Raw genomic sequence first — 26,454 nt, forward strand, 5'->3', positions numbered from 1 at the left:
CATTTTACTAAAAAGGGCGATTTTTTTGTGCATAAATTTCATAAAAAAAGGGTTGCCCTAAAAGTCATTTTCCTGACTTTTGGGACAGCCCCTTCGCGTTTAAAAGTTCTTGATTTTTTTGGTGGCGTACTTTTTGAATCCCAGAATGAAGATGATCCCTAGAACCAATACGGCTAAAGTGGAAACCCATTCTCCTTTTATTAAAAGGATGAGGGAAAACAGTACAGCCTCAAATAAAAGGAAATAGGATATAAGTTTAATGACTGCGGCTTCCCTCATTTTTGCGGGCAATGGATATAAGGATACCCAGACTTTCCATTCATGCACCTTCCAAACTGGTAAAAGCTGAAGGGCTGTCATGAATAGGAATAGGAAAGTGACGATTAAGTGCGCCCAGATGTTTGTAAACACCATCAGAATGACGGCGCCTATTACCGTTAACCGTAAGCATAGACCTACATAATCATTCGATCTAAGCAATGTGCGGGCATACAGGTAATTGTAGGTGGATTTTTCACCGTATGGGATGAGGGCTAAAAGCCAGTCCATCCACTTCCTGCGTGCTACCTTCCCTTTCAAGTGAGGAACATCCGTGAACATATTCGCTATTCTGTAAAAGGATGTCATCCGTTTGTTTTCAAGTTCCACCAAACGTTCCCACTTCAAAACAAGGCTTTTGGTGGCACTGCGGTAATACAGATATAGGCCAAGCAGCAATACGAAGGTGACCAGTACATATAGGATATGGGCTTTTGAACATACAAAGTAAAGTATTACTGCATTAAGTACCAGGCGGAGAATCGAATCCCAGTGGCTCACTGATACATCCTGGTACTTCAGCACATGCCAGCGCATGGACAAATTCAGATACTTCAATACGAGTAACACAACGAGTATGAACCCTAGCTGCTTACCGCTTGCACCCGTAACTTTTGCATACAATGGTACGAATACGATTAACATGATTAATAGCAAAAATCCTTGCATGACCCAACTGACCATCAGAGAATTTTTGAAGTAGCATTTCATCTTCGTTTCAAGCGGCAGTAAAAACACGGTATCCGGTTCTTTTAAGAATGTATTGATGGGACTTCTAGTTACAAGGATGCCCAACACAAAGGCCATGATCAGTTCAGCCGGAAAATCACCATCCAGTGTTTTCACCCAGTCACTGTAATAATAAGCCAAACCGCCTAAAACCAACACCATCACGAAAACGAGATGGCCGTTAAAAATGTAACGAAGGTATTTTTGCATTTCCTGGATGTAGAGAATATACCGTTCCTTCCAGAGACCTTGACTATTCATGACCGTTCTCTTCCTTCGTTAACTGGATGTATAAATCGTCAAGCGTGGCTCCAGGCATGGAGAATTGTTCGCGAAGCTGCTCCAAATTACCTTTTGCCCGTATTTCTCCGTTGTGCAGGATGATGAAAGAATCGCAATAACGTTCCGCAGTAGCCAGGATATGCGTCGACATCAATATACCTGCCCCACTCTCCTTCATTTTCCTCATCAAATCAAGCAAAGACTGAATGCCTAGTGGATCCAGGCCAACAAATGGCTCATCGATGATATATAATGATGGTTGTATTAAAAAGGCGCACATGATCATGACTTTCTGTTTCATGCCCTTAGAAAAATGGGCCGGAAACCATTTAAGCCTTTTCTCCATGCGGAATTCCTTCAAGAGACCGGTCATTCTCTCTTTATACTCGGATTCTTCCAGACCATGAGCCATGGCCGTTAGTTTCAAATGTTCCTCAAGTGTCAATTCATCATATAAAATTGGCGTTTCCGGAATATATGTAAATTGTTTCCGATATGTATCAGGATCTTGGGCAAGTGTTTTTCCATGAATCGAGACACTTCCACCTTTAGGCTCCATGAGTCCAATAATGTGTTTTATCGTCGTACTTTTCCCAGCACCGTTGAGTCCGATTAACCCAACAAGCTCATTAGGCTGAATATCGAAACTTATTCCTTTCAGTACGGGTAATTTCGTGTATCCCCCAACTAGTTGCTTAATTTCCAATAAGGACATATAAACGATCCTTTCTATATAAACGTTCTTTTTACCATTTTACCAAATTCTCCTGTTTTTATATAGTCGAGTGCACCCAATTTAAAACTTCCTAAAATAACCAATTATATTTTTCTTACTTCTGGGCCATCATAATTAAGGAAGAAGGGGCTAGTCATTGCAAGTGATTCACGTCATATTGTAAATGAGGTGTCAGTTAAAGACGTATAACACTGAAATACCCAGAAGTTCCATTACAATTTATTCACATTCAAAATTGTAAATGAGGTGTCAGTCAAAGACGTATAACTGAACGATACCAGAAGCTTCATTATTAAAATCGTTTCGAGCAAGGAGATGGTTCTCTTGCACGTAAAAGCTGAAAAATCATTCATTCATTATCGAATATACTTTGGAAGTTGAAAAAACTTTAAAGATATAGGAGATGGTTGGTTTGAATGCAGAATCTCTAATCAGATGACCAAAATTTTACTCTATTGTAGATGAGGTGTTTGTCGCAGAGAATTTAGATGCTAATGCGAATATATAATCGAAGCCCACTTCCCCTTTTTCAAACCGGCAGGGTGCAACGTTTTCGTTGCATCCTGTTTTTATGTTTTTTCTTTTCCTGGGGAATCATGCTATGGTACGATTAACCAAAATAGTGAATGGAGTGTTTTATATGAGCGATTGCATTTTCTGCAAAATCATCAATGGAGAGATTCCAAGTACGAAAGTATATGAAAATGAACATGTACTTGCCTTTCTTGATATCAGCCAAGTAACAAAAGGACATACACTGGTGATTCCGAAAGTACATAAGGAAAACATTTATGAGTTAACACCTGAGATCGCCAAGAATCTGTTTGAAGTCGTACCGGAAATTGCCCGTGCCATGAAACAGGAATTCGAGCCTGTAGGATTGAATATCCTAAACAACAACGGAGAGGCCGCCGGACAATCCGTCTTCCATTTCCATATGCACTTGATTCCACGCCATGGTGAGCATGATGGATTCGGTGCCGTCTGGAAAACCCATACAAGCGAGTATACTCCTGAAGCTTTAAAAGGAATTGCCGATTCCATTTCGCAACACATCAAATAACATTTCCCTTTTATGTTCATATTAGGGAAAACCAAGACCAAGTAGGTCCCTGATTCCTTCAGGGGCCTGTTTTTTACAGGTTTTTACATAACGATTTCCTACACTAAAAATTCTAAATTTTCCTCCTATTTAAATTCGTTTTCTGTTAGGATATATATAGTCTTACATACTTTCACACATTACTGTATAGGAGGAACACACATTGAAACGTGCACGTAATTTTAACGCGGGGCCTGCTGCCCTTCCATTGGAAGTTTTACAAAGAGCTCAAAATGAATGGTTGAATATCGAGGATTCTGGCATGTCTGTCATGGAATTAAGTCATAGAAGCGCAGAATTCGAAAAAATCCACAATCACGCGATCCAAACGCTGAAAGAAATCATGGAAATTCCGGACAATTACGAAGTCTTGCTTTTACAAGGTGGAGCCAGCCTCCAATTTTCCATGGTTCCGATGAATATATTGAAAGATGGGAAACGTGCAGATTACGTCCTGACTGGTTCTTGGTCGGAAAAGGCTTTAAAGGAAGCCAAGAAAGTTGGGGAAACAGCGGTCGTTGCCTCTTCTAAAGATGATACATATACGTTCATTCCCAAAGTTACTGATATCAAAATGAATGAAGATGCTGCCTATTTGCACATTACAAGCAACAATACCATCTACGGCACTCAATGGAAGGAATTCCCTGAAACAGGAAGCGTCCCACTCGTGGCAGATATGTCGAGCGATATCCTTAGCAGAAAAATTGATGTTAGTAAGTTCGGCATCATTTATGCGGGAGCACAAAAAAACTTGGGACCATCAGGAATCACGGTCGTAATTATCCGTAAAGACTTAATAACTGATAATGACAAGATTCCTTCCATGCTTAATTATTCTATTCATTCAAAAAGTAACTCTTTATACAATACACCGCCAACATTGGCCATTTACTTATTATCCCTTGTATTGGATTGGGCAAAAGAACAAGGCGGTGTAGAAAAACTCGCACAAATCAATGAAGAAAAGGCTAAAGCCATCTACGATACCATTGATAACAGCAATGGCTTCTATAAAGGACACGCCCTATCTGATAGCCGTTCACATATGAATGTTACGTTCACGCTTCCAACAGAAGAAGCTGAAAAGCAGTTCCTAAAGGAAGTAAAAGAAGCTGGATTCGTAGGCCTTAACGGACATCGCTCCATCGGAGGTTGCAGGGCATCCATTTATAATGCCGTTCCACTTTCCCATTGTCTGGAACTTGCTGCGTTCATGAAAAAGTTCCAAGAATCTTACAGCGCAAAAGAAACTCAAGCCCTTTGATATGTAGGTAATTGTGACTTCTAAAAGGCTAGGTCCTATGATATAATATTTTAAACTTCTTGCAACAAGCAATAGTGCATTGTTGAAGAAATTTAGTTGAGATGAGAATAGGAGAGATGAGTAAATGAAAACGAAAACCCTTGTGTCGATGTCCCTATTAATTGGGATTGGAGCAGCCCTCCATTTTATCATTCCTGGATTCTTCTTAGGAATGAAGCCTGACATGATGTTGCTGATGATGTTTTTGGCGATTGTACTGTTTCCCGAGAAAAAGAATGTATTCATCGTCGCCCTGGCTGCTGGAGCCATTTCTGCCATGACAACGACATTCCCTGGAGGACAAATCCCCAATATCATCGATAAGTTGGTCACAGCCTTTTTGTTTTACCTTTTATTCATCGGGATTAGGAAGTTTTCAACTTCCGTTATCAGCGTGAGTATCCTGACTGCCTTAGGAACCATCATATCTGGTGCTGTCTTCCTTGGTTCGGCTTATTACATCGTTTCCTTGCCAGGACCTTTCGTTGCACTATTCGGAGCTGTCGTACTTCCTGCCGTACTGCTTAACACAGTGGCAATCATCGTTATTTATCCAATTGTGAATGGCATTGTAAAAAAAACAAAGATACCCGTTCATGCTTAATCAGCAGGATTAACATACTTTAAAAAGCACCGGATGCCCGGTGCTTTTTTTTACACTCCTATATGGATTCGAACCAACACCCACTAGATCTCGCCAACTCATCCTAAAACCACTCGGGCGCTTAATGAACAAGCACCCATAATAACCAGACCAAAAGCAGAAAGGCACCTGGGACCCCCAGCATGACTGCATTGGACTGAAGCACCCTCTTAGGGGGATAACTCCCTGGATGTTTTGCTCTTGCTAAAAAATACCCCATCCCGCACAGGCATAGTAGACCTAATAAAAATATCATTTTCATTGTAAACCCACCAATGCCATCAACAGAGCCGACAGCATGTTTTTTTATTATCTATATGCTGAACTTCCCTTTATATGTAAACTTCCAGAGTCTTCACACTTGGTTTCCCTATCATTATTGAAAGAAAGAAGTTTAAAAAAATATTTTTGTGATATAAAGATAAAATGGTAGATCCTCTTCCATAAGTAAGAAAATTATGGTATTTTGTTATCAATAGCATTTATATCCCTATATAACATAATTTCCAATTGATGTTTTTCCTAGCAGGGATTTAGGCCATGTTAAGCGAAATGAATAATTATAAAATGAGGTGATTCTAAATGAAGGCAAAATCATTATTGATCGGCTTTATTACCGGAACAGTTGTAGCGGGTGCAGCCACATTACTTTCTACACCAACTTCAGGGAAAGACCTACGGAGTCGCATTAAAACAAATTCCGATGAAATTAAAACAACGATTGAAGAGTTGAAGGTTAAATTGCTGAATATTAAAGAGGACACGATGGAAGCGACTCAAATTAGCAAAGAAACGGTGAAAACTTTCATTTCGGATGTACAAGTCGTCATAGAGAACTGGAAGCAGGACATCGAACCGAATAAAACGGAGTTATTGAGGAATGTTCAAGAAATAGAGGAATCTTTAAGAGAATTGGAAACAACCATACCCTCTTCTAAAAACTGAAGGCAAAAGGAAGCACATTGTCGAATCTCCATTTTTACCATAAAAATACATCGTATTTTAGGGAAAAATGGAGAATTCATTGGCGATTATTAAATTTTCTAAAAATTTTGCTAATATTCTCTTTATTAATTTTTATTTTATTGTCATAATAATATATACAGAATCTGATAAGTAGGTGAGCCCATAAGATGCAGAATAAAAATTATTCTATGAAAGAAGCAATGATATTCAGTCAGCGAATCGCTCAATTAAGTAAAGCTTTATGGAAATCAATTGAAAAAGACTGGCAACAATGGATTAAGCCTCATGATTTAAACATTAATGAGCACCACATTCTATGGATTGCCTATCATCTTAATGGCTCTTCCATTTCCGATGTGGCCAAGTTTGGGGTCATGCATGTTTCTACTGCCTTTAACTTTTCTAAGAAATTGGAAGAACGTGGATTCTTGACGTTCTCAAAAAAAGAGAATGATAAAAGAAACACGTATATCGAAATCACCGATGAGGGAGAAAAAGTCATACTTGATTTAATGGAGACTTATGAACCAAGTAATAACTCCGCTTTCTCCGGAGCGATGCCCCTTCGTGAACTTTACGGTAAGTTCCCCGAAATGATTGAGATGATGGCTGTCATCCGTAATATCTATGGGGAAGATTTCATGGAAATATTCGAAAAATCCTTTGCTAACATCGATCGGGACTTTACTGACGTGGAGGGCAAAATTACAAAAAAAAAGATAGAGAAAGAAACTGAGGCCGTTTAATCTCACATTTTAGCCATTTCCTTCATGAACGATACATATATACCTTGTGAGAGGCAAGCCTCAATGCATTCTTTTATAGTTGTTTTGGGATTCAAATTTTTCTCCAGTTGACTAAAAAGCGGTCGAAAATTCATGTACCCTTCCGCTTTTTCTATTTCAAAGCGTTTGCTCAATACATCACATAAGGCATGTAATTCTTCGGCTTCCCTCTTCGTGAAATTTTTTTCCACGAAAAGATAATCCAATTTTGCCTGTGGATTATGAATTAACTTTAGTAGCAGTCGCTGGTGAAAACGGAGTATTTCGATTTCCTCATTTACACTTCTCATTCTATAGTCCCCAATCAATCATTATTTAGCATATGCATACAAAATCCATTATTATTTTTTCAGTTAATTTTCGTTACTCCACGAAATGCCCCACCAATCCTGAGCCTGGAAACTCCATCCTTTTTTATCTAAAAACAAAATCCATAAAACCTATTGCTTTTTCCATTCATTCATCGTAATGTATGTAAGTAAATTTAAGGGTCTATGGAGGCTGATTTCAACATGAATTCATGGAAAACAATTGACCTTTCAAAACAGTATGGGAGTTGCCGTCTACTCCTATTTACAGTTTTCACTATAATGATGTCATTTGTTTTAATATATACATTATTAAGCGTATTTTCACCCCATGTCATTTTGTATGACGATCAAACGATGGGATTTTTTAGCTTATTGCTCTTATTATATCCTGTTCACAAATTATTACACTACTTACCTATGAGATTAATATGTAAAAAGGTAAAAACATCATGGTCCCTCAGGTGGCATCTCGTACTTACATGCAAAGTATACGTGCATCATCCGATTCGGAAAAATCTCTATCTTATCACCTTGGTTCTACCCTTTTTCATCATGTCCTTTATTTTTATCGGTTGCGCCGTGGCTTTCCCACACTACACCCATTATTTCACCATTTTACTATCTTTGCATACAGGTTTGTGCGTGTCGGATTTCATTTATGTCAAGAACCTGATAGGATCACCCGGGCGATCCTTCATTGAGGAGCACGGAGAAGGATACGATATCCTAGTCCAAAAATGAATATTGCCTCCTTCCGACGCTACCAAGATTTTTAGGTATCTTTTTTCATTAATATTTGGTATCGTATTTATACATGATGTTATGCAAGGAGGGATTTTTTGATCTCGTTCTGGTTTATTATTTTTGCTATTGTGATTCTTTATAATATTAATAGAATGACAAACTCTTTATGTATTCAAAAGGAAATCTCTGAAGAAAAGCAACCTAAAGTATTCAGGACCATTAATGTGTTGATCACTATTTTGTTATTATCCTCCTATATTGAAGTTTTATATGTGTAAAGGGAAGCCCTTGCGTATATACTGATAATAATCATTACATACCTGCATTAATGTGGTATTCCAACGCTTCTATCCACATAAAGAAAAAGGCGAAGCACACGGCTTCGTCTTTTTTGTCTTTTCTTATAACCAGGATGCGCCAATGATTACTAATAGGATGAAAAGAACGACTATTAGGGCAAAGCCCCCACCAACTCCTCCAGACATTGATCTTCCTCCTTCCCATTCCAGATTAAGATTACTTTCATGCACACTCTTATAACCCGTAAAAAAAATACATTTCATCAGGTTTATTCACCATGTGTAAATTTCATGAGCGGCTACCCTATCCTATTCATCTCCATTCCAAAAGGAGTGGGCACTTTTCATATTAATGTTGTGTTCGGCTAACAATATGCGACCGCAGCAATCATTAATAAGACGAATAAAACAACCAATAAAGCAAACCCACTGCCATATCGATTACCCATAAAACTACCTCCATTGTTGTCTTCGATTTATCATATGTAGGGATTCAGGATATGGGTGGGCATACACCCAGTTTTTTTGAAATTCTTAAAGGTACATCAATATATTATTTTTTGTAAAACAGCCAAAATATGTTATAGTTAGTTTTGTGGATAATCGAATAATTACAAAAAAAAAGAAACTTAAAAATTAGGAGTTGTTACTAAATGAAGAAGTGGGCATTATCGGTTGCCGTAGCTGCTGGACTGATCGGACTTACAGCATGCAACAGCGACAAAGAAGCAGTAGTGGAATCAAAAGCTGGAGATATATCAAAAGAAGAGTTTTACAATGTGATGAAAGACAGATACGGTGACCAAGTCCTTCAGGAAATGGTATACGAAAAGGTTCTTTCAGATAAATACACGGTAACGGATAAAGAAGTTAAAGCTAAAGTAAAAGAGCTTAAAGATCAAATGGGCGAAAACTTCGACTCGGCTTTAGCTTCATCTGGATATAATAGTGAAGCAGATCTTAAGCGTGCACTTAGAATCGGCATGCTTCAAGAAAAAGCGGCCATCGCGGACATTAACGTGAAGGAAGCGGAAGTGAAAGAAGCTTACGAAAACTACAAACCAGACCTTAAAGCCAGACATATTCTTGTGAAAGACAAGAAAACGGCTGAAGAAGTCAAAGCTAAATTGGACAAGGGTGGAGACTTCGCCGCACTTGCGAAAGAATATTCCACTGATACAGGAACGGCTGCAAAGGGTGGAGATCTTGGTTGGTTCAGTACAGGTGAAATGGTTCCGGAATTCGAAACAGCTGCAGCTAAGCTGAAAAAAGACGAAATCTCCAAGCCAGTAAAATCTGAATTTGGCTACCATATCATCCAATTGCAGGATAAGAAAGAAAAAGAATCGTATAAAGATATGAAAAAGGATCTTGAATATAAACTAAAAGTGGCTAAAATTGACCAAACTAAAGTTCAAAATATTTTAGATTCTGAAATTAAAAAAGCAGACGTGAAGGTCAAGGATAAAGAATTGAAAGATTCCATCACATCCGAAACTGCTACAGAAAAATAATAGTCACCACTAAAAAGCGACAGGGACCACCCCCTGTCGCTTTTTACTATTATCTTAGGCCTCTTTTCGTTTCTCTCTTTCCTCTATCATACGGTCTATATATTTCTGCCCTTCCTTTTCAATCCACGCTTCGTCTATCATGCGTTCTTTCCTCGCTGTCCATATTGACATAACGGCACTGACAATGATTCCAATAAACACGAACCAGATCCATATTGGCATGTCCATTCTCCTTTCAAGATCCCCCATCGTTTTACTAGAGCATATGCAGGAGATAAAAAAATATGCTTCTTTCCCGGTTAGGAAAGAAGCATATTCATTATTTAAAGGTTGGTTTATAGAATGTACGATTATCCAGTGCAAAGACTCTTTCGGTGAATTCCCCTGGTTTCACTTTTTCAAGGGCCCGATCCATCATATTGATTTTGGCATCCATGTTATCTATATAATGAAGGACTTCCGCTTCCCTCACCATAGGCGGTTTCGGACTTCCCCATTCCGCTTTTCCATGATGACTCAAAACTAAATGTTTCAAAATCATTATTTCTTCGGTATCAATCCCAAGTTCTTCTGCAGCTTTGCCCACTTCATTCACCATGATCGTGATATGGCCAAGCAGGTTCCCTTCAACCGTATAAACAGTTGACACAGGACCCGATAACTCATGGACTTTACCTAAATCATGTAAAATGACCCCGGCATATAGAAGGTCCTTATCAAGGGATGGATATAAGCCTGAAATGGCCTTTGCAAGCCCCAGCATGGACACGACATGGTAAGCTAGGCCCGACATGTACTCATGATGGTTCTTAGTGGCAGCAGGGAATGTTAAGAGTTCTTCCTGATACTTTTTGACCAGATGCCTAGTCACTCTTTGGATATTCGGATTTCTCATTTCAAAGATGAATTGGGTGATGGTCTCCATCATTTCTTCCTGACTTAGAGGTGCCGTTTGAATCAAATCGCCTTTTGTGACGCCATCAGCATCCGTAGTCAGTCTAAGATGACGAATCTTCAATTGACTCCGACCGCGATAATTCTGAACCTCTCCTTGTACCTTCACCGTAGCCTCGGCACTGTACGTTTTTTCATCAGCCTCTGATACATCCCAGAGTTTAGCCTCGATTTCACCCGTTTTATCAGACAAAATCAGCGTCAAAAATGGCTTGCCATTACTCGCAACCGCCTTTGTACTCGTTTTGATGTACATATATATATCTACTACTTCACCAATTCCATAATGAATGATCCCATTGTTCATGCGACTGCCTCCGTTCAATTAAATATCAACATTATAACATACCAATTTGGTTAGTGCGTTTAGTTTCTATTAAAGTGCACATAAGAAAACCAGGCTTTACTTACAGCCTGGTTCCTAAACAAATCATTCAACAGTTACTATTGGGACAATAAGGGCATTTCATTTGACCTTCGATTTGATAATATAAACAGCATGTCACACGCTTATAAGAATTCATGGATTCAGGTACCGTCTTTTCCCCGATAAAGCGTTTGAATGGGGACCGCTTTTCCATCCCCAGCCAGATTTCATCATCCAGCAGATTTTCGATATCGGCTTCCACTCTTTCTTTGATATCACATTGCTTCAACAACTCTGAATACATCCAGACCGTATACCCCCATATATTTTCCCAAAGTATAAGTCTTGATACTTTAGTAGATTTAGAAAGTGGGACAATGACATCAGCGCCAAATTTATTTAATACAGTATGTAATGCTTGTTGGCTTTCCTTCTCCGGAACATCGCTCCAACTATTTTCTTTCAGCCAGAATTTTGGAAACCATTGCACATCTGCAGGATCATCCAGAATGGCCAAATCAGAAAGCGAACCATTCCAAACAAGCCGATGCTTACTGATCATGTACAATTGTGCCGTAATAAAAAATGCATAACGCCTGAACCACATGGAAGCGGCAACCCTAGGAGTATCTGCTCCAGAGCGGATTATTGCATAACCAATCAATTCTTCGATATCCTCCACGTTTCTTGGATTGTTTATCTCCTCTTTAAAGGAAATCCGATACGTTTGCAGCTCTTCTTCGATTGAAGGTGACACCTTATGAGGTTGAGGCATTTCTATATTCATTCCATTTATAATTGATTTTTCAGCATTACCACATGATAAAGACTGGGTTTTAAGAGATGGACTCATTATACTACTCCCCTTTTAGTCTATTAATCCTAGTTTAATGAAAATGATTCTCAATGTCAATTTAAAAAAAGAACGATGCCTTCATTTACGCTCAGATCCTTCAGCTTATATACTGGAAACCGACATACGCGTCCATAGGAATCCCGAAGACCCTTCAACTATCTCCATTCGAAGTCATGAGTCGATGTGAAAACAAAAAACCCTCCAATTCCGGAGGGTTTTCAACCAACAAGTACGTCTTTTGTACAATAGCTCAGCGACTCATCCCTAACTCTACTAAATAAGCCTTGATCGATGAATGGAATCAATTCACCTGCAATGTTCCATGCATTGAGTTCTATTTGATAGAGCGTTTCCCGTTTACTCGGACCAACTAATTCCATGCTCAACATGGAAAGGTCCGGGTCCAATGCATGGCCCATCTCATGGGCAAAGATGATCCATACATATTCCTCAAGCCTTTCGAGGGAACCAAGTAAACGTTGCAATTGGATTTCGATATCTTTTTTATATAACGTGATGGTATGTTTCGAAACCGAATACTTCCCGCCAACACACCGTCTGTCAGGAAATTCATCCTCGATGAGTAACTGTAGCGAAGCATCATATCGATTCAAAAAATCATGCATGTCCAAATTCGTTCACTCTCTTTATTATAGGTTTTTTTCATTTTATGTCGGGGAGGATAAAATATGATCATTTTGGAGTCAAAGCTTGCTTGGACAGATGAATCACGTCATTTCCCTCGAAATGGTGCAAATTATGATCATGACACGTAAAAAATAAAACTTGACGCCTTTGGGATACCTTATTCAACAGCTCAAGCATCCGTTTTGTCCTCTTCCCATCAAAATTAACAAAACTGTCATCGATGATAAGGGGAAAAGGATCTTCCGCAAAAGTATGATCGGCAAGTGCTAGCCTTAAGGATACATAAATCTGCTCAGCCGTTCCCCGGCTGACTTCCTCGGCCTCGAAATTCAAACCATCGCTCCGCTCTACACGTAACCCTTCACCTTTTGGCTCCAGGATGATTTTTTGGTAGCGACCATTCGTTAAAAAAACTAAATGTTGCTCCGCTTCCGCAATGACCTTTGGAAGCCGTTCCCTTTTATATCGGTCCAGGGTTTTATTTAATAAGCCTTTAGCCAATGCCAATTTTGCCCATCCCTTTGCTTCCTCGTTAAAAGCGGCTTTTGCTTCATGGAAACGATGCAGCAACTCCTCATAAACGCCATTTGCCTCCAACTGTTTGATCTTATATCGAGTATCAGCTTGGTTCTCCAGTAAAACTGTTTTTTCCTTTACTAGATCCTTCCGTCTTTGTTCCAAGTTTTCAACCGAATACACGTTGATTCCTTGTTCGGAAAGTGTTTGGATTCGTTCCGGTTGCATATCCGCTTGGCTCAATTGAATGTTGAGTAATTCCCATTGCTTTTGCAGCATGATTCTTTCATCGGCCAAAATGGCTTTTTCACGATATGTTTCTTCACTATCCACCTTAGCTTTCGTAAATAGCTGGTCCTTCTCCTTTTCAAGATAGTCTTTTTCCAGCATCAGGCTTTCTTTTTCACTCATTAAATCTCTGAGTACCTGCTGACATTGCACCAACTTGGCTGTTTGATCCGCCATGAGGTGAACTTCCTTTTTCAACGTTAGGATGGCATCCTTCCATGTGGATGGCTCTTTGCCAATCTGTAAGGCATAATCAAATAACGCATCCGATATACTATGGAAATCGGCTTTTAATAAGCGATGGGTCTCGATATATTCATTCTTTCTTTCAACTGCTGCCTTCCACTTCACCAACTCGTCAAAGGTAGACTCTAGATTGACGTCCGAACCTGGATGCGGGAAGCCCCAAGAAGTCATGATGGCATTCACGGTTTCTAGTAGCTGTACCTTTCTCTCCTCCCATGCGGCATATTCCTGGATGGTGGATTCGAAGGAATCCTCCCGTTCTTTATATTTAAACATTTCATGGTCCAGCTGTTTTTGAAGGTCATCATCTTGGTTGATGAGCTGCTTCATAGCCCCTGAACTCATGTCCCTTTGAGATTTATCGACCCGATCCAACGCTGCTCGTTTCCTTTTCGCTTGCTCAAGTTGCGCAGACTGTCCAACCAAACTATCGTCACCTTTGGAAAGGAACCGAGAAACAGCCAATACAATGGCTGCACTCAGTAAAATAAATCCGCCTAGGCTCTGGCCTTTGACGAAGCTTCCTATCGCAATCACACATATGAGGACAATCAATCCGCCAGTTAGTAAGTGGAAGCGCTTATGATGATCCTGTCGCTTCTTCCGGGAGTCTAGTTGGCCCTCCAGCTCTGAAATTTGCTCATCAAGAAATTGCCTTTTCACTTCGTCAAAGTTGGAATCCTGTCGTTTGTTGACGATGGCTTCCAACTCGTTTCTTTTTTCCGAAGGCATAAGCTTTGACTTTAACTCCTTCATCCGTGCTTCCGTCGTGTCCAGACCCACTTTTTGCCGACTATATTTTTCATCAAGCAGATTTTCACTTTGGTGCAAATGATGCTTTTCCCTTTCCGCTCTCTTTATTTTTTCTTTCATGAACGTACTGGTATCAAGCTTACTGATATGTTGATCAGCAGCATCCCAAAATAAATCCTGCTTAATCCTTTCGATTTTTTTTACTTCAGCTTGAATTTCATGTTCTACTTTCCTTATTTCCAGCTCTAGCTTATCCAGCATCGCCCCTTGTTCGATGGCAAATTCGACCTTTTCTTTATGCTTTCTAAGGAACGAACCACTTTCATTTTGCATAAGGTCCCTTTCGATTTTACGCACCTTCTCATTCAAGGCCGCCAGTTGAGCATTTAATGGAACTTCAACGGCTTGCAGCTGCTCTAACCGCCTCAAACCATCCGAAGGAAAATTCATGTCCCCGATGTCATTCAATCTTGCTTCAATTTCCCGGCGTTCCTCGAATAATGGCTTAATTCGTAAAAAAGATCTCGATTCAACAAGTTTTCTCTCCATCTCTTGGATTTGTTCCAGACAGCTGGCCAGTTGACTATTCAGCTCGATTTCATCTTGGCACAAAACAGTATAAGACTGTTGTTCCACTTCGGCAGCTTTGACTTGTTTCTCCAATTCCTTAAGCTCTTTTATTTTCACGTTTAATAGTGGTTTCTGCCCGGAAGGTTTGAACCGGAGATCCATCTCCTTCTGTAGCTTCGTTTCAGCCTCCAGCAACCGATCATTCCCTATCAGGCCTGCCGAAAGTAAATATTTACTCATGTCCCCTTCACTAAGGGCTGACAAGCCTTGTAACCCCTGAAGGTCAAAAGAAAAGATGGACTGATAATAGTTTTTATCCATGCCATGAAGAATTTCATTGAGCTCTTCTTCGCCTCCGGTTCTCCCATCCTGGAATGTGATTTTCACATCTCCCGTTGCCTTCCCCTTCACCCGTTCAATGATGACTTCACCATCTTTTTTTGTAATAAGCGTGAGTCTCCCGCCATACTTGGCATGAAGTTTAGGCTCATATCGCCGAACATTTTGAACCTTTGTCGGAAAACCAAATAAAAGACTGTGTATGAATGACATGATTGTGGATTTACCTGACTCATTCTCCCCATAGAAAACCTGCAGCTGCCCCATTTCTAAGAACCTCTGGTTTTCCAGTTTCCCATAGCCATAAACATGGAGGTCTTTAATTTTCAAATCGGGTTCCTCCTTCAATTGACCATTATGATTCAAATACCTGCAACAGCCATCTTTCAGCCTCATTCATGAGCTCTTGCTCCTCTTCCTGACTCAAGGCATCGAGAAATCTCCTTGATGCAGCCTGTTTGTAAAGTGGCGCTAGGACCTTTTCTATATCGGCAAAATCAGCAGTCAATTTGGATATTTCATTTGAAAAAGGTGTCAGCCTTTTTCCCGCTTTACGTAAGGAAGATGGCTGAAGGGTGATCTTATGTACCCACACGAATGATTGCTCCTGCTCTTCCTCTTCCAGTAAAAGCCGGGTTAAATCTTCTAGTAATTCACGTGAGAAGACAAAAGGATCCTCGACATCCAGCTGGATGTCTAGGAGATAACCCTTATCATCCGAACGTTTTTGCCCGATCATCTCCTTGCACTGCTTATAAAGATCATCAAAGCCAGCGGTTGCCGGGACTTTAAAGAGTACACTTTCCCATATCAGCTCGGATGTTTCGATAAAGGAGTGCCTTTTTTCTTCTCCGTCCATTTCGACCAACACACAGCCCTTTACACCCGACTCCTTCCGATTCCTCCCTTGTATATTTCCCGGATAGATGACAAGTGGATATTCTGAAACGACCTGGCGCTTATGTATATGACCTAATGCCCAATAATCAAAGTCCTTTTCAGTAAGCTCATTCAATGAAAAGGGAGCATAGTTTCCATGATCCGAATTTCCTTCTAAATTCCCGTGAAGAAGGCCGATATGATAATCGGCAGCTTCTGATTTTACATACGATTCTATCATTCGTTCCGTTACATGCCTCCGTGGATAACTGAAGCCATATAAATGGACTGTTGTTCCGTCCATCTTTTCAAACCGCTTGACTTCCATTTCGTCTGAAAAAATATGCACATTTTCAGGAAAGTCCACCTTAATCCAAGAGCCATTAAGGTGATCATGGTTCCCATGAACGATGAAAACCGGAATCCCATGTTGCTGAAGTCTTTCCATTTCACTCCGAAAACGGACCTGTGTCCGAAGATTCCGATTTTCCCCATCAAACAAATCACCTGATATCACCATGAAGTCGACATGACGACAGATCGCATTCTCCACAATTCTTTGAAAAGACTTAAATGGACTTTCCCTGATGTCTTTTAATATGGATGCCGGCAAATTCCTCAATCCTGAAAAAGGGCTGTCCAAATGAAGATCTGCCGCATGAATGAACGTAACGGCACTCACCATAACCACCTCGTCCCCTAACATTTATTTACTTTTATTTTATCATATCCAGAACATACTTTCCCATTTTAATGACAGGAATGATTCCAGTTAGTTTAGGTGAAAACAGTATAGACCATTTTATAAATAAAAAGACCGAATCGCAGGCACTTTTTAGATGCACTCCATTCGGTCTTTGTTTTTATTTGAAGATATCCATGCTTAAATATCGCTCGCCATTATCCGGTGCAATACATAGTACGCGTTTTCCTTTTCCAAGGCGGCGTGCTTCCTGAAGGGCACCCCAGACAGCGGCCCCACCTGAAGGCCCAATTAAAATACCTTCCTTCGCAGCCATGTCCTTCATTGTCGATATGGCATTTTCATCCGTTGCTTGAAGGATTTCATCAAAGACATCCGTATTTAAAATGCTTGGAACAAAACCTGGGCTTGTTCCGACAAGCTTATGAGGACCTGGTTTCCCTCCTGAAAGAACAGGTGAGCCTTGAGGCTCGACGACAACAACCTTTAGCTCAGGCAGCGCTTCTTTCAAAGCTTCACCTGTTCCTGTAATTGTTCCACCTGTACCAGCAGTTGCGATAAACACATCGAGATTCCGATCCATTTGGTCCAATATCTCGACTGCAGTCGTAACCCGGTGAATATCTGGATTAGCCTTGTTTTCAAATTGCTGTGGGATAAAGCTATTAGGAATCTCTGCGGCTAGCTCCTCCGCTTTTCGAATCGCACCTGGCATCCGGTCTGCCGCTGGAGTAAGGACCACTTCCGCTCCATAGGCTTTCAGTATATTGATTCTCTCTTTTGACATATTATCCGGCATGACCATGATCGCGCGGTAGCCTTTGGCAGCAGCATTCATGGCAAGACCAATTCCCGTATTCCCTGAAGTCGGCTCGATGATCGTTGCCCCAGGTTGAATTAGCCCGTCCAGCTCAGCCTGACGGATCAAATTAAAGGCTGCCCGGTCTTTTACACTTCGGCTTGGATTGAAATATTCCAGTTTGACATATACATCCGCATCGCCTTCCGCGGTTAAACGATTAAGTTTTACGACTGGTGTATCCCCAATCAATTCAGTAACATTATTTACGATTCTTACAGTCATTTCTTAAAAATCCCCTTTCAACTCATTCACATTCATCATTTACTTACTTCCTCATTATTATATCATTTATAAATTTTTGTTTAGTAAAGGAAATACTTCATATTCTATAGGATTAATTTAGTTACCCAAGATATTCACATAAATTGGTACATTTACTTGCCTTCTCGGGAAAGATTCCACGTCCTTATATAATAATAGTCAAAAATGACATAAAATGATAAAATTTTCATTAACAGGTTATATGCTATACAGAAAAATGATTGAACGGTCATTGATGAGAAAAGGGGAGTTTTAACATGAGTAAAGTATATAAATTAACCGTTTTTGAACCGACAGGGGAAAAGCTTTTAGACGAAGCATTCACCGCTGAAACTGATCAACAGGCAAAAGAAATCGGTCAAAAAATTCTAAATGAAAAAAATTATCAAGATCAAACGCACCGCTGCACATCACCTGCAGGGGCACTATTACTCTTTCATCGTTAAACGGTTGAAGAATGGAAGCGCTTTTTTATATTTTGGATAATCTAAGAATGGGATAAAAATAGAGAGACCGTCATCCTGACGGTCTCTCTGATTTCATTTCCCGATAAAAACGGGTTTCCTTTTCTCGACAAAAGCACGGATTCCCTCTTTATGATCTTCTGTTTGACGCATTTTCATTTGGGCCGCTTTTTCAATTTCAAGCATTTTTATTAACAAGGGACGATTTTTTTCACTGAGGATCTTTTTCGTTTTAATCATCGCCTGTACCGGACTTTTCAGCCAGATCTGCACTTTTTTCTCGACCGCCTGTTCCAAGGACCCTTCCACCACTTCATGAATGAGGCCTTTTTCTTTTGCCTCATGGGCGGTAAGGACTTTTCCTTCCCAAATCAATTCCTTCGCCCCCACTTCACCAAGACGGCGTTCAAGGAAGAAGTGTCCTCCGCCATCTGGGATCAGTCCGATACCAATAAAGTTCATGGCCACCTTGCTTTGTGAGTCCGCAATGAGGTAATCCGTTGCAAGGGCAATGCTTAAGCCAAGACCTGCCACTGCACCGTGGATCTCACTGATGGTCAATTTAGGCATGAAATATAAGGTTGTAACCAATTCACTTATTCCATCCATGAGGCTATCAAAACCATTTTCCTCATCGGATCCAAGCATCATCTTGATATCTCCACCTGAAGAGAATGCCTTTCCATTCCCTTTTAAAATGACGACGTCAATATCTTCATTCTCGCCCACTTCCTTAAGGGCATAAATAAAGTCGTTTAGCATGGCTGGATTTATTGCATTCATGGACTCCGGGCGATTCAAAGTGACCGTCGCCGTTCTCTCCGTGCATGTAACTAAAACAGTACCTGTAGATGAAGTCGATTCAATATTCACTAATTTTCCTCCTCTTTTTCATTCCTTCATTTTTTTCCTATCCATGGTTCTCTTAGCGTTCAACTTTGCAGGTATGTATCCTTAAGCTGTTCACGAAGCGCCCTTTTCAAGAACTTTCCTACACCCGTTTTTGGGATTTCATCCATAAAAATGATTTCATCCGGTAGCCACCATTTCGCAAACTGTGGTTTTAAAAATTCAAGGATGTCTTCCTGCGTCACTTGGTCTTTGTACCCGTCTTTTAAAACGACACAGGCGACTGGCCGTTCCTGCCATTTTTCGTGCGGCATGGCAACGACAGCTGCTTCGAAAACCCCTTCATGGGCCATTAAGGTGTTTTCTATATCAACCGAGGAAATCCATTCGCCTCCACTTTTGATTAAGTCCTTCGTCCGATCGACAATTTTGACAAACCCTTCGTCATCGATTGTGACGACATCACCGGTATAGAGCCAGCCATCTTTAAAGGTTACCTCTGATCGTTCATCCTTAAAATACTCATCGGCAATCCAAGGTCCTCTTATAAGTAACTCACCCATCTCTTTTCCATCGGGCTTCACTTCACCATCTTGGCCTACGACTTTAATTTCAATCATGGGCGCGACAAGTCCCTGTTTGGCCTTCAGGTCATAAAGTTCTTCCTCAGGCAGGTCATCCTGGTAGCTCTTCGGTTTCGCAACGAATACAAGCGGGCTTGTTTCAGTCATTCCATAGGCATGAAGGAATGGGATATTGTATTTTTGCTCGAATGTCCTGATCATGCTTTTCGGGGCAGCCGACCCACCGCATAAAATGGTGCGCATACTACTTGTGTCATGATTTCCCGTCTCAAGCTCCTTCAACAGCCCAAGCCAGATTGTCGGAACGCCGGCCGCAATTGTGACCTTCTGGGTTTCAATGAGCTCCGCCAAAATTTTCGGTGTGAAGTTCGGTCCCGGCAAGACCATCTTCGTTCCGAACCAAACACTTGCAAATGGCATGCCCCACGCATTTACATGAAACATCGGCACGACCGGAAGCGCTACATCCCGCTCGCTTATTGCCGTCGAATCAGCCAGGCCCAATGCAATCGCGTGCAATAAAATCCCTCTATGTGAATAAAGGACTCCTTTTGGGTTCCCTGTTGTGGCCGATGTGTAACACAAACCTGCTGGAGCGTTTTCATCCAAATCCTTAATGAATGGCTGTGCTGGATTTCCTTCAGCCAATAATGTTTCATAATGATAGACGGGTGATAAAGTAGTCTCAGGAAGCACCTCTTCATCGGTCATGATGATGTATCCCTCAACCGTAGTCAGCTCATCCTTGATCATTTCCAGTAATGGAATCACATCTGGATCTATAAGTAAAAGGCGATCTTCCGCACTATTGACGATATAAGAAATATGCTGAGGAGATAGACGCATATTGATTGTATGGAGGACCGCTCCATGACAAGGGATGGCAAAGTAAGCTTCCAGATGTCGGTGATGATTCCATGCCAGTGTTCCAATTTTGTCACCGGTCTTGATGCCCATTTTTTCGAAGACGCTTGTGAGCCTTCTTGTCCGCTGGGCAGTTTCTGCATACGTAAATGTATGGACTCCGCCGTCCGTACGGGAGACCACTTCTTTTTTCGGAAAATACTTTTCAGCTCTCTCAATGATTTGCGTCATAATCAATGGAGTGTCCATCATAACAATCTCCTCCTTATATAGAAAACGCTTCCATTTATATATTCGACCACATCAAAAATAATCCTTTTTCAATTGATCAGGATTTTACATTTTATTTTATAAATCGACTTCTATTTTGTTTTTTTTATAGAAAATAGAGGTAAAGTATAGATAAATGATATGTAGAGGAGTTAATCCATGGCTAACAATCTTAATGAGGAACTCGATGCTTCCTGTACAAGTGAATACTCTATCCTTTCTCAGGTAATCGTCTGTGAACCAAGGTATATGGAAATACGCGAAGTCATCAATGAAACTCAAAAAGAATTTAAAGAGGAAAACATAGATAGGATACTAGCGATGAAACAGCATGCAAATTTTGTGACGGCACTTAGGAATGAAGGAGTAGACGTCATAAAACTACCACCCCAATCTACATATCCAGAACAGGTCTTCACAAGGGATATCGGCTTTACCATAGGTAATACTGTTTATGTTGCCGAAATGGCAAATGCGATACGTTCAGGAGAAGAACTATTATTGAAACTGTGGCTTGAATTAAATGAAATCCGTTATTTCAATGTAAGTAAAGGGAATATTGAGGGTGGTGATGTTATTCTTGATGGAAAAACGGTATATATAGGAATTAGCGATAGAACCAATGAGAAGGCCATTAAGGAACTACAAGGCCTATTACCCGAATACGAGGTCATACCGGTTCCTTTCGTTGAAAAGTATCTCCACTTGGACTGCATATTCAATATTCTTTCACCGACCGAGGCTCTCGTTTTCCCTGATGCCCTTACCAAGAAGGAACTAGACTTTTTAGGTTCACGTTACGATCTGATCGAAGTGAACGGAGATGAACAATTCACAATGGGCACGAATGTTCTTTCCATCGGAAATAAGAAATTGTTCAGTCTTCCTTGCAATAAAAAGGTCAATAAGCAGCTTCGAGAACGGGGATATGAAGTAATTGAAGTCGATATAAGTGAAATCATCAAATCCGGTGGCTCTTTCCGCTGCTGTACGATGCCACTTTTACGTTCAAAAAACAAGGTCACTGAACTCCGTTAAAAACGGGGTGTTTAAACCGGGTCTTCATCACGGCAGACCCGGTTTATTTTGCGTTACGGACCGACCGGGTTACAAAGAAAGCGACGGAACCTAAAAGCAAGATCAGGAAAATGGACAGAGCTAATGTTCCGAGGCCTTCTTCCTTCCCCATAGCCACATGAACCGATTCCCAACTCGTATACAGGAAAAAGAGGATGATCTCCACCTTCAAAAACAAACTCATCATTCGAGCATTTCTATATTGAAATGCAGCATTTTTTTCGGTTATTTCGATTGGGTAATTAAAAAGGTGCGGGACCCTCTCCAACAACGTCAAGCCAACCCATAAAAAAAGGCTGATGGTAGGAAGGAGCCAAATCAACGCTCTTCCTCCCCATCCATCCACTTCTCCTTTTCCATTAAAGTGAATCGGGACTTCGGCGGGTAATGTGTTCCATACACTGATTAAATAAACCAGGCTGATTACGATGAAGAGAAGTGAAACGATATCCATCATTTTCTCAACTCCCGTCTTGGGAAAATGTAAAACCGGATGATTACTTTTCATGTTTTTCTCCCCCATTTCTTATAAGAATCGGTTATTGTAGTAAGTCCAAGATGACAGCAGAGTCTTCTTCGTTTAATTGCACATACTTGTTTTGATCGTCTTTCGTAACTTCCAGCGCATGTTCACCGGAATTCAACCACACAAAGTAAACAGGGATTTCATCCCCAAAGTTGCGATCATTAAAGTAGAAGATGAAATCTGCTTTCCGGTCATCTTTCTCCATGGGATTTTCCTTCCACGTCACATTTTCCAAAATTTCTTTTGGCTTTACAGTCTTTTTTATGTTTATGTTTTCTTTATAGGCTTCAAATCTATATGTATCTTTTCCTATTCGTTTTTGGATTGAAATACGTTCTTCCCTATCAGAACAACCCGAAGCAAATGTTAATGATACTAGGCATAGTGCAAATAACATTAATCTCCACTTCATTACCACCACCCCCTATAGAGCAAACTACTTTCCCATATATTCATTATACTCGTTCACCCATGGAAAATAATAGGATTGTTCAAGCTGAAAGAGGAAAAACCTCCAAGCTGATTGCCTGAAAGTTTCCGACTCGAATATTTGAGTGAATCAACCAAACCAAATCGTAAATAGCTGTTCATTCACACCAAGGTTATACATATAATAAATTCCGAAAATCGTACTGACCACACCCGTCAACCGAACGAGAGAGCGATTCATTTTTTTTGAGGAAGCGCTAGTCACAAACGGAATGCTCAATATGGCCGTAAACAAGAGCATGCCTAAACAGGTCCCCACCCCAAAAACAATGATATATAAAGCTCCCTGCCAGGCAAAGTCTATCGTGCTCATCGTAAGAAGGACCATCGCGGCACTTCCGGCAAGTCCATGGACGACCCCAATGAACATCGATTTCAGGTAGGTATTTCTTTCAAAATGGTCATGTTCATGAGCATTCTTCCAGGAAAAAATCGTGGTCATTCCTAGATACACCAACATGATTCCCACAAGAAACTCGAGTGACATTGCCCAAGCTTCCGGTATCTCATCTTTCAACAGGATCAGGACGACACCGAAAACCAGGAGTGTCAGTGTATGACCAATTCCCCAAAACACCCCGGCGAGCGACGACCTCCAGATTTTCTTGCTTCGGCTGGCAATGGTCGAAACAGCGATCACGTGATCCGGTTCAAGAGCATGCTTGATGCCTAATAAAAATCCGATTCCTAAAACTAGCAATAAACTCATTTCCATACCACTCAATCCCGTCTATTAATAAGTTAGTATTTACGATAAAACACAACATCTTTCTGCAATGCAAGGCTCCGTAAAAGATTCTCGGAAACGGCGAATATTTTCTCGATTAACTGAGTTTGATTCGCTAATACCCTTACCATCAGTCCTCGTATAGGCAATCTCGAAAAACCGATTCTTGCCTTTTGCCCGAAATCAGATAGCGATTCTTCTAATTGCGTTATCATGTCCTCACTTAGCCCATCATGTATGAACAATAATGAACCAAAATGGCTGTATCCTTCCAATAACAAAATGGATTCCATCTGATCGGATGGTTGCAATAATACATGATCCATAATCAGCCTTTTCCGATCATAAAACACATTCATTTTCGAACGAATCCAATCGTATGTAAAATCCTTGCCGCTCTTGGACCATCCCGGGGTGAAGATATCCGTGAGTAGTAGCCCTGACCCTTTATCCATATGTATGTTCGTATCTTGTATATATCGTGCACCTTCATATGCAATCAAGGGGTCCTGAACATAGGTGAGGAAGCTTCCCTTCCTTAATACCATTTCAGTCTCCTGCCTTGCCGGTTCTCCCGTAGTCTTATATACCTTTGTCGCAGACTGGGTCGTCAACGTCAAATGTGCCCCTTCTTCTAAACAGAAATGCTGTTGGTAGCAATCACCCCCGACATAACCACCCCCGACATGAATGAGAAAGTAGGTGGGTGAAGTTTCATCCAGAAAAACAGGACGGGACAGTTTGAAAGCACCCTCATGATAACTGTCCTTCACAATCGTCCGCCCCTTTTTCAGTACTGACGTCAAGCGGATGCTACCGGTCCAATTCATTGCTCTAACCCTATGAAAAAGGCCTCGGATTTAATCCAGTTCACCACATCCTCTAATCCTTTTTCATCTTTTAAATTCGTAAAAAAGAAGGGCTTATTTCCGCGTGTTGCCAATGTATCTCGTTCCATCACTTCAAGACTAGCTCCAACGTAAGGGGCCAAATCCGTTTTATTAATGATGAACAAATCCGATTTGATCATCCCCTGTCCGCCTTTTCGCGGGATTTTCTCCCCTTGGGCCACATCTATGATATAAATCGAAAAATCAACGAGCTCCGGACTAAATGTGGCTGCTAAATTATCACCGCCGCTTTCAACGAAAATTAAATCAAGATCAGGATGAAGGTCCTCCAATTCATCAATCGCCGCGAAGTTCATCGAAGCATCTTCCCGAATCGCCGTATGCGGACAGCCTCCCGTTTCCACCCCGATGATCCGATTTTCAGGCAACACACCGTTTTTCATGAGAAAAAGAGCGTCTTCCTTCGTATAAATATCATTCGTGACGACGGCCATGCTGAAATCATTTGCCATTGCCCTTGTCAACTTTTCGACGAGCATCGTTTTCCCGGCACCAACCGGGCCACCTACACCAATTTTCACAACCTGCTTCATCATAATCGGTTTGTCCCTTCTAGGAGCAAACCTGTCACCTCTTTTCTATTCAACTCATAAATAGCCTTACATGCAATTGCTCATGCCTCATTTGGGAGATTTCCAAACCCGGTAATGTCCTCCCAAGCTCATCCTCTGTCATTTCCTTAATTACCACCACCGCTGATTGTATGATGCCATGTGTCCATAACAACAATGATTGTCCAGCAGTCTGTCCTAACGGGATTCCTCTGACTGCATTTTGAATAAGGGAAGAAACGGCCGCATACAGGCAAGATGTGATGGCCATGTCCACGGAAATGCCAAGCTCCGTACAGACAAGTGCAAAGACGATTGCCGGATGACCGTAACATTTCTTTTCTTTGATTTTGATTAGATAGATTGACAACATATCGGATGGGTACAGTGTCATACAAAGCTTTGCCATCTGCTGCCCAATCCTTCTTGAAGCTTCCCTTGATTCTTTGGCAGAACAGCTCGCAAATAGCTTTTCATCCAAATCCCAAATCCCTTCCTCATCTTGATCCAGAATGAGTGCATATGCGATACGGCACCCCAGGCCATCGGTATAAGATAAGGACTTCAAAATATATACCTTTAAAAATTCTTCAAAAGAGTGCGCATCATGAATCTTCTCTTCCTGTATATAGGTCTCCATCCCGAAGGAGTGGGAAAACGAACCGGACGGAAAATTCGAATCACAAAGCTGGATGAGCGGAAACAACCGTTCATTCATGAGAATGTCCGATATGACGGAATGCCTGCTTTACCTTTCTTTTCTCACGGCGAAAGGGAATGCCTTGCTCTGCAAGCAGCTCTTCAACCAGATAATCATATTGAACCAGCATTTCATCCCCCTCAAATTGTGCCGGCAAATGGCGATTCCCCAATTGATGTGCGATATTGCCCATCTGCCCGACGGATGTAGGCGCGATGGTTAAGATATCGTCATCAATCGTCTGAACCACGATCATATTCTTTTCATCCATATACAAAATATCGCCATCCATTAACTCTTTGTTTTCCTTGAGCCTTATTCCAATCTCATTGCCATGATCCGTTTTCACACGTTGAATTCTTTTTCTTAAAGCATCGCTTTCTAGAAAAACCCGTTCCGTATGTTTTGGTTTATTTTGAATGGACTCAACGTTTCCTATCACCTTTTCGACAATCATGCTATTCA

32 protein-coding genes are annotated in these 26,454 nt (G+C 40.9%); 10 read left to right on the forward strand and 22 right to left on the reverse strand.

Annotated features, from left to right (window positions below; genetic code table 11):
- Positions 1 to 99: 99 nt before the first annotated feature.
- Positions 100 to 1,308 carry an ABC transporter permease gene (locus ACQKIC_RS16725; RefSeq protein WP_427592014.1) on the reverse strand — a complete coding sequence of 403 codons (1,209 nt, stop codon included), beginning with the start codon at positions 1,306 to 1,308 and terminating at the stop codon, positions 100 to 102.
- On the reverse strand, positions 1,301 to 2,044 hold the full coding sequence (locus tag ACQKIC_RS16730; RefSeq protein WP_402990130.1) for an ABC transporter ATP-binding protein: 744 nt from the start codon (positions 2,042 to 2,044) through the stop codon (positions 1,301 to 1,303). Before ACQKIC_RS16730 ends, ACQKIC_RS16725 begins: the two co-directional genes overlap by 8 nt.
- 661 nt (positions 2,045 to 2,705) lie before the next feature.
- Here ACQKIC_RS16730 and ACQKIC_RS16735 point away from each other — a divergent pair.
- The 3 genes from ACQKIC_RS16735 to ACQKIC_RS16745 all read left to right on the forward strand — a co-directional run bounded on the left by ACQKIC_RS16735 (position 2,706) and on the right by ACQKIC_RS16745 (position 5,077).
- Positions 2,706 to 3,128, forward strand: a complete 423-nt coding sequence (locus tag ACQKIC_RS16735) for an HIT family protein (protein WP_402955763.1) — start codon at positions 2,706 to 2,708, stop codon at positions 3,126 to 3,128.
- 202 nt (positions 3,129 to 3,330) lie between these two features.
- Positions 3,331 to 4,434 (forward strand): 3-phosphoserine/phosphohydroxythreonine transaminase, encoded by a 1,104-nt coding sequence (serC, locus tag ACQKIC_RS16740; RefSeq protein ID WP_427592015.1) that lies wholly within the window; start codon positions 3,331 to 3,333, stop codon positions 4,432 to 4,434.
- 124 nt (positions 4,435 to 4,558) lie between these two features.
- Entirely contained in the window at positions 4,559 to 5,077 is a 519-nt protein-coding gene (locus ACQKIC_RS16745; protein ID WP_402867713.1) for a tryptophan transporter, read from the forward strand.
- A 121-nt stretch (positions 5,078 to 5,198) separates the two neighbouring features.
- On the opposite strand, the gene ACQKIC_RS16750 is transcribed toward ACQKIC_RS16745, so the two are convergent.
- Positions 5,199 to 5,378, reverse strand: coding sequence for a hypothetical protein (locus tag ACQKIC_RS16750; RefSeq protein ID WP_402955735.1), 180 nt, complete (start codon positions 5,376 to 5,378; stop codon positions 5,199 to 5,201).
- 320 nt (positions 5,379 to 5,698) lie between these two features.
- On the opposite strand from ACQKIC_RS16750, the gene ACQKIC_RS16755 reads away from it, so the two are divergent.
- A complete protein-coding gene (locus ACQKIC_RS16755) occupies positions 5,699 to 6,061 on the forward strand; it encodes a YtxH domain-containing protein (RefSeq protein WP_402867712.1) in 363 nt (120 codons plus the stop codon).
- Positions 6,062 to 6,249: 188 nt separating this feature from the next.
- Positions 6,250 to 6,828 (forward strand): HTH-type transcriptional regulator Hpr, encoded by a 579-nt coding sequence (locus tag ACQKIC_RS16760; protein ID WP_402867711.1) that lies wholly within the window; start codon positions 6,250 to 6,252, stop codon positions 6,826 to 6,828.
- Positions 6,829 to 6,830: 2 nt separating this feature from the next.
- Here the strand turns inward: ACQKIC_RS16760 and ACQKIC_RS16765 are convergent, their stop codons facing one another.
- Complete coding sequence (locus tag ACQKIC_RS16765; protein ID WP_402867710.1) at positions 6,831 to 7,157, reverse strand: DUF1878 family protein; 327 nt, start codon at positions 7,155 to 7,157, stop codon at positions 6,831 to 6,833.
- Between the two features lie 375 nt (positions 7,158 to 7,532).
- Here ACQKIC_RS16765 and ACQKIC_RS16770 point away from each other — a divergent pair, with 375 nt between their 5' ends.
- Complete coding sequence (locus tag ACQKIC_RS16770) at positions 7,533 to 7,919, forward strand: DUF3267 domain-containing protein (protein WP_402990353.1); 387 nt, start codon at positions 7,533 to 7,535, stop codon at positions 7,917 to 7,919.
- Positions 7,920 to 8,017: 98 nt separating this feature from the next.
- A complete protein-coding gene (locus ACQKIC_RS16775) occupies positions 8,018 to 8,200 on the forward strand; it encodes a hypothetical protein (RefSeq protein WP_402867708.1) in 183 nt (60 codons plus the stop codon).
- A 123-nt stretch (positions 8,201 to 8,323) separates the two neighbouring features.
- On the opposite strand, the gene ACQKIC_RS16780 is transcribed toward ACQKIC_RS16775, so the two are convergent.
- Both ACQKIC_RS16780 and ACQKIC_RS16785 read right to left on the reverse strand, forming a co-directional pair.
- The gene (locus ACQKIC_RS16780) at positions 8,324 to 8,407 is read right to left on the reverse strand and encodes a YjcZ family sporulation protein (RefSeq protein ID WP_402868526.1); all 84 of its coding nucleotides are present in this window, start codon (positions 8,405 to 8,407) and stop codon (positions 8,324 to 8,326) included.
- 179 nt (positions 8,408 to 8,586) lie between these two features.
- Entirely contained in the window at positions 8,587 to 8,670 is an 84-nt protein-coding gene (locus ACQKIC_RS16785) for a YjcZ family sporulation protein (RefSeq protein WP_402868524.1), read from the reverse strand.
- Between the two features lie 204 nt (positions 8,671 to 8,874).
- Between ACQKIC_RS16785 and ACQKIC_RS16790 the strand changes: the two genes are divergently transcribed.
- Positions 8,875 to 9,735, forward strand: a complete 861-nt coding sequence (locus tag ACQKIC_RS16790) for a peptidylprolyl isomerase (protein ID WP_402867707.1) — start codon at positions 8,875 to 8,877, stop codon at positions 9,733 to 9,735.
- A 54-nt stretch (positions 9,736 to 9,789) separates the two neighbouring features.
- Here the strand turns inward: ACQKIC_RS16790 and ACQKIC_RS16795 are convergent, their stop codons facing one another.
- From ACQKIC_RS16795 to cysK, 7 genes are all read right to left on the reverse strand, one after another.
- On the reverse strand, positions 9,790 to 9,957 hold the full coding sequence (locus tag ACQKIC_RS16795) for a sporulation YhaL family protein (RefSeq protein ID WP_402867706.1): 168 nt from the start codon (positions 9,955 to 9,957) through the stop codon (positions 9,790 to 9,792).
- 97 nt (positions 9,958 to 10,054) lie between these two features.
- Entirely contained in the window at positions 10,055 to 10,996 is a 942-nt protein-coding gene (gene yhaM, locus ACQKIC_RS16800) for a 3'-5' exoribonuclease YhaM (protein WP_427592016.1), read from the reverse strand.
- A 127-nt stretch (positions 10,997 to 11,123) separates the two neighbouring features.
- Positions 11,124 to 11,909, reverse strand: coding sequence for a (2Fe-2S)-binding protein (locus tag ACQKIC_RS16805; protein WP_402955732.1), 786 nt, complete (start codon positions 11,907 to 11,909; stop codon positions 11,124 to 11,126).
- A 221-nt stretch (positions 11,910 to 12,130) separates the two neighbouring features.
- Positions 12,131 to 12,526: a hypothetical protein gene (locus ACQKIC_RS16810; RefSeq protein WP_402867703.1), complete on the reverse strand. Its 396-nt coding sequence runs from the start codon at positions 12,524 to 12,526 to the stop codon at positions 12,131 to 12,133.
- Positions 12,527 to 12,605: 79 nt separating this feature from the next.
- Entirely contained in the window at positions 12,606 to 15,602 is a 2,997-nt protein-coding gene (locus ACQKIC_RS16815) for an AAA family ATPase (protein ID WP_427592017.1), read from the reverse strand.
- A 25-nt stretch (positions 15,603 to 15,627) separates the two neighbouring features.
- Positions 15,628 to 16,857 carry a metallophosphoesterase family protein gene (locus ACQKIC_RS16820; RefSeq protein WP_427668709.1) on the reverse strand — a complete coding sequence of 410 codons (1,230 nt, stop codon included), beginning with the start codon at positions 16,855 to 16,857 and terminating at the stop codon, positions 15,628 to 15,630.
- 157 nt (positions 16,858 to 17,014) lie between these two features.
- Positions 17,015 to 17,938: a cysteine synthase A gene (gene cysK / locus ACQKIC_RS16825; RefSeq protein ID WP_402955726.1), complete on the reverse strand. Its 924-nt coding sequence runs from the start codon at positions 17,936 to 17,938 to the stop codon at positions 17,015 to 17,017.
- Positions 17,939 to 18,234: 296 nt separating this feature from the next.
- On the opposite strand from cysK, the gene ACQKIC_RS16830 reads away from it, so the two are divergent.
- The gene (locus ACQKIC_RS16830; protein WP_402867699.1) at positions 18,235 to 18,423 is read left to right on the forward strand and encodes a YhzD family protein; all 189 of its coding nucleotides are present in this window, start codon (positions 18,235 to 18,237) and stop codon (positions 18,421 to 18,423) included.
- A 93-nt stretch (positions 18,424 to 18,516) separates the two neighbouring features.
- On the opposite strand, the gene ACQKIC_RS16835 is transcribed toward ACQKIC_RS16830, so the two are convergent.
- Positions 18,517 to 19,308: an enoyl-CoA hydratase gene (locus ACQKIC_RS16835; RefSeq protein WP_402868522.1), complete on the reverse strand. Its 792-nt coding sequence runs from the start codon at positions 19,306 to 19,308 to the stop codon at positions 18,517 to 18,519.
- Between the two features lie 65 nt (positions 19,309 to 19,373).
- On the reverse strand, positions 19,374 to 20,990 hold the full coding sequence (locus ACQKIC_RS16840; RefSeq protein ID WP_427592018.1) for a long-chain fatty acid--CoA ligase: 1,617 nt from the start codon (positions 20,988 to 20,990) through the stop codon (positions 19,374 to 19,376).
- 177 nt (positions 20,991 to 21,167) lie between these two features.
- On the opposite strand from ACQKIC_RS16840, the gene ACQKIC_RS16845 reads away from it, so the two are divergent.
- Entirely contained in the window at positions 21,168 to 22,046 is an 879-nt protein-coding gene (locus tag ACQKIC_RS16845) for a dimethylarginine dimethylaminohydrolase family protein (protein WP_402990159.1), read from the forward strand.
- 43 nt (positions 22,047 to 22,089) lie between these two features.
- Here ACQKIC_RS16845 and ACQKIC_RS16850 read toward each other — a convergent pair whose 3' ends face one another.
- From ACQKIC_RS16850 to ureE, 7 genes are all read right to left on the reverse strand, one after another.
- Positions 22,090 to 22,593 (reverse strand): DUF1648 domain-containing protein, encoded by a 504-nt coding sequence (locus tag ACQKIC_RS16850; RefSeq protein WP_427592019.1) that lies wholly within the window; start codon positions 22,591 to 22,593, stop codon positions 22,090 to 22,092.
- A gap of 31 nt (positions 22,594 to 22,624) precedes the next feature.
- Complete coding sequence (locus ACQKIC_RS16855; RefSeq protein WP_402990165.1) at positions 22,625 to 23,023, reverse strand: hypothetical protein; 399 nt, start codon at positions 23,021 to 23,023, stop codon at positions 22,625 to 22,627.
- A gap of 147 nt (positions 23,024 to 23,170) precedes the next feature.
- Complete coding sequence (locus ACQKIC_RS16860; protein WP_427592020.1) at positions 23,171 to 23,815, reverse strand: urease accessory protein UreH; 645 nt, start codon at positions 23,813 to 23,815, stop codon at positions 23,171 to 23,173.
- 26 nt (positions 23,816 to 23,841) lie between these two features.
- Entirely contained in the window at positions 23,842 to 24,657 is an 816-nt protein-coding gene (locus ACQKIC_RS16865; RefSeq protein ID WP_402990169.1) for an urease accessory protein UreD, read from the reverse strand.
- Positions 24,654 to 25,274 (reverse strand): urease accessory protein UreG, encoded by a 621-nt coding sequence (ureG, locus tag ACQKIC_RS16870; protein ID WP_402955708.1) that lies wholly within the window; start codon positions 25,272 to 25,274, stop codon positions 24,654 to 24,656. Before ureG ends, ACQKIC_RS16865 begins: the two co-directional genes overlap by 4 nt.
- A gap of 46 nt (positions 25,275 to 25,320) precedes the next feature.
- Complete coding sequence (locus tag ACQKIC_RS16875; RefSeq protein ID WP_402990172.1) at positions 25,321 to 26,007, reverse strand: urease accessory protein UreF; 687 nt, start codon at positions 26,005 to 26,007, stop codon at positions 25,321 to 25,323.
- Positions 26,000 to 26,446 carry an urease accessory protein UreE gene (gene ureE / locus ACQKIC_RS16880; RefSeq protein WP_402867690.1) on the reverse strand — a complete coding sequence of 149 codons (447 nt, stop codon included), beginning with the start codon at positions 26,444 to 26,446 and terminating at the stop codon, positions 26,000 to 26,002. The genes ACQKIC_RS16875 and ureE overlap by 8 nt, the downstream gene beginning before the upstream one ends.
- Positions 26,447 to 26,454: the final 8 nt, after the last annotated feature.

Origin of the sequence: Peribacillus sp. NPDC046944 (assembly GCF_050272735.1) — a bacterium.
Taxonomy (GTDB): domain Bacteria; phylum Bacillota; class Bacilli; order Bacillales; family DSM-1321; genus Peribacillus.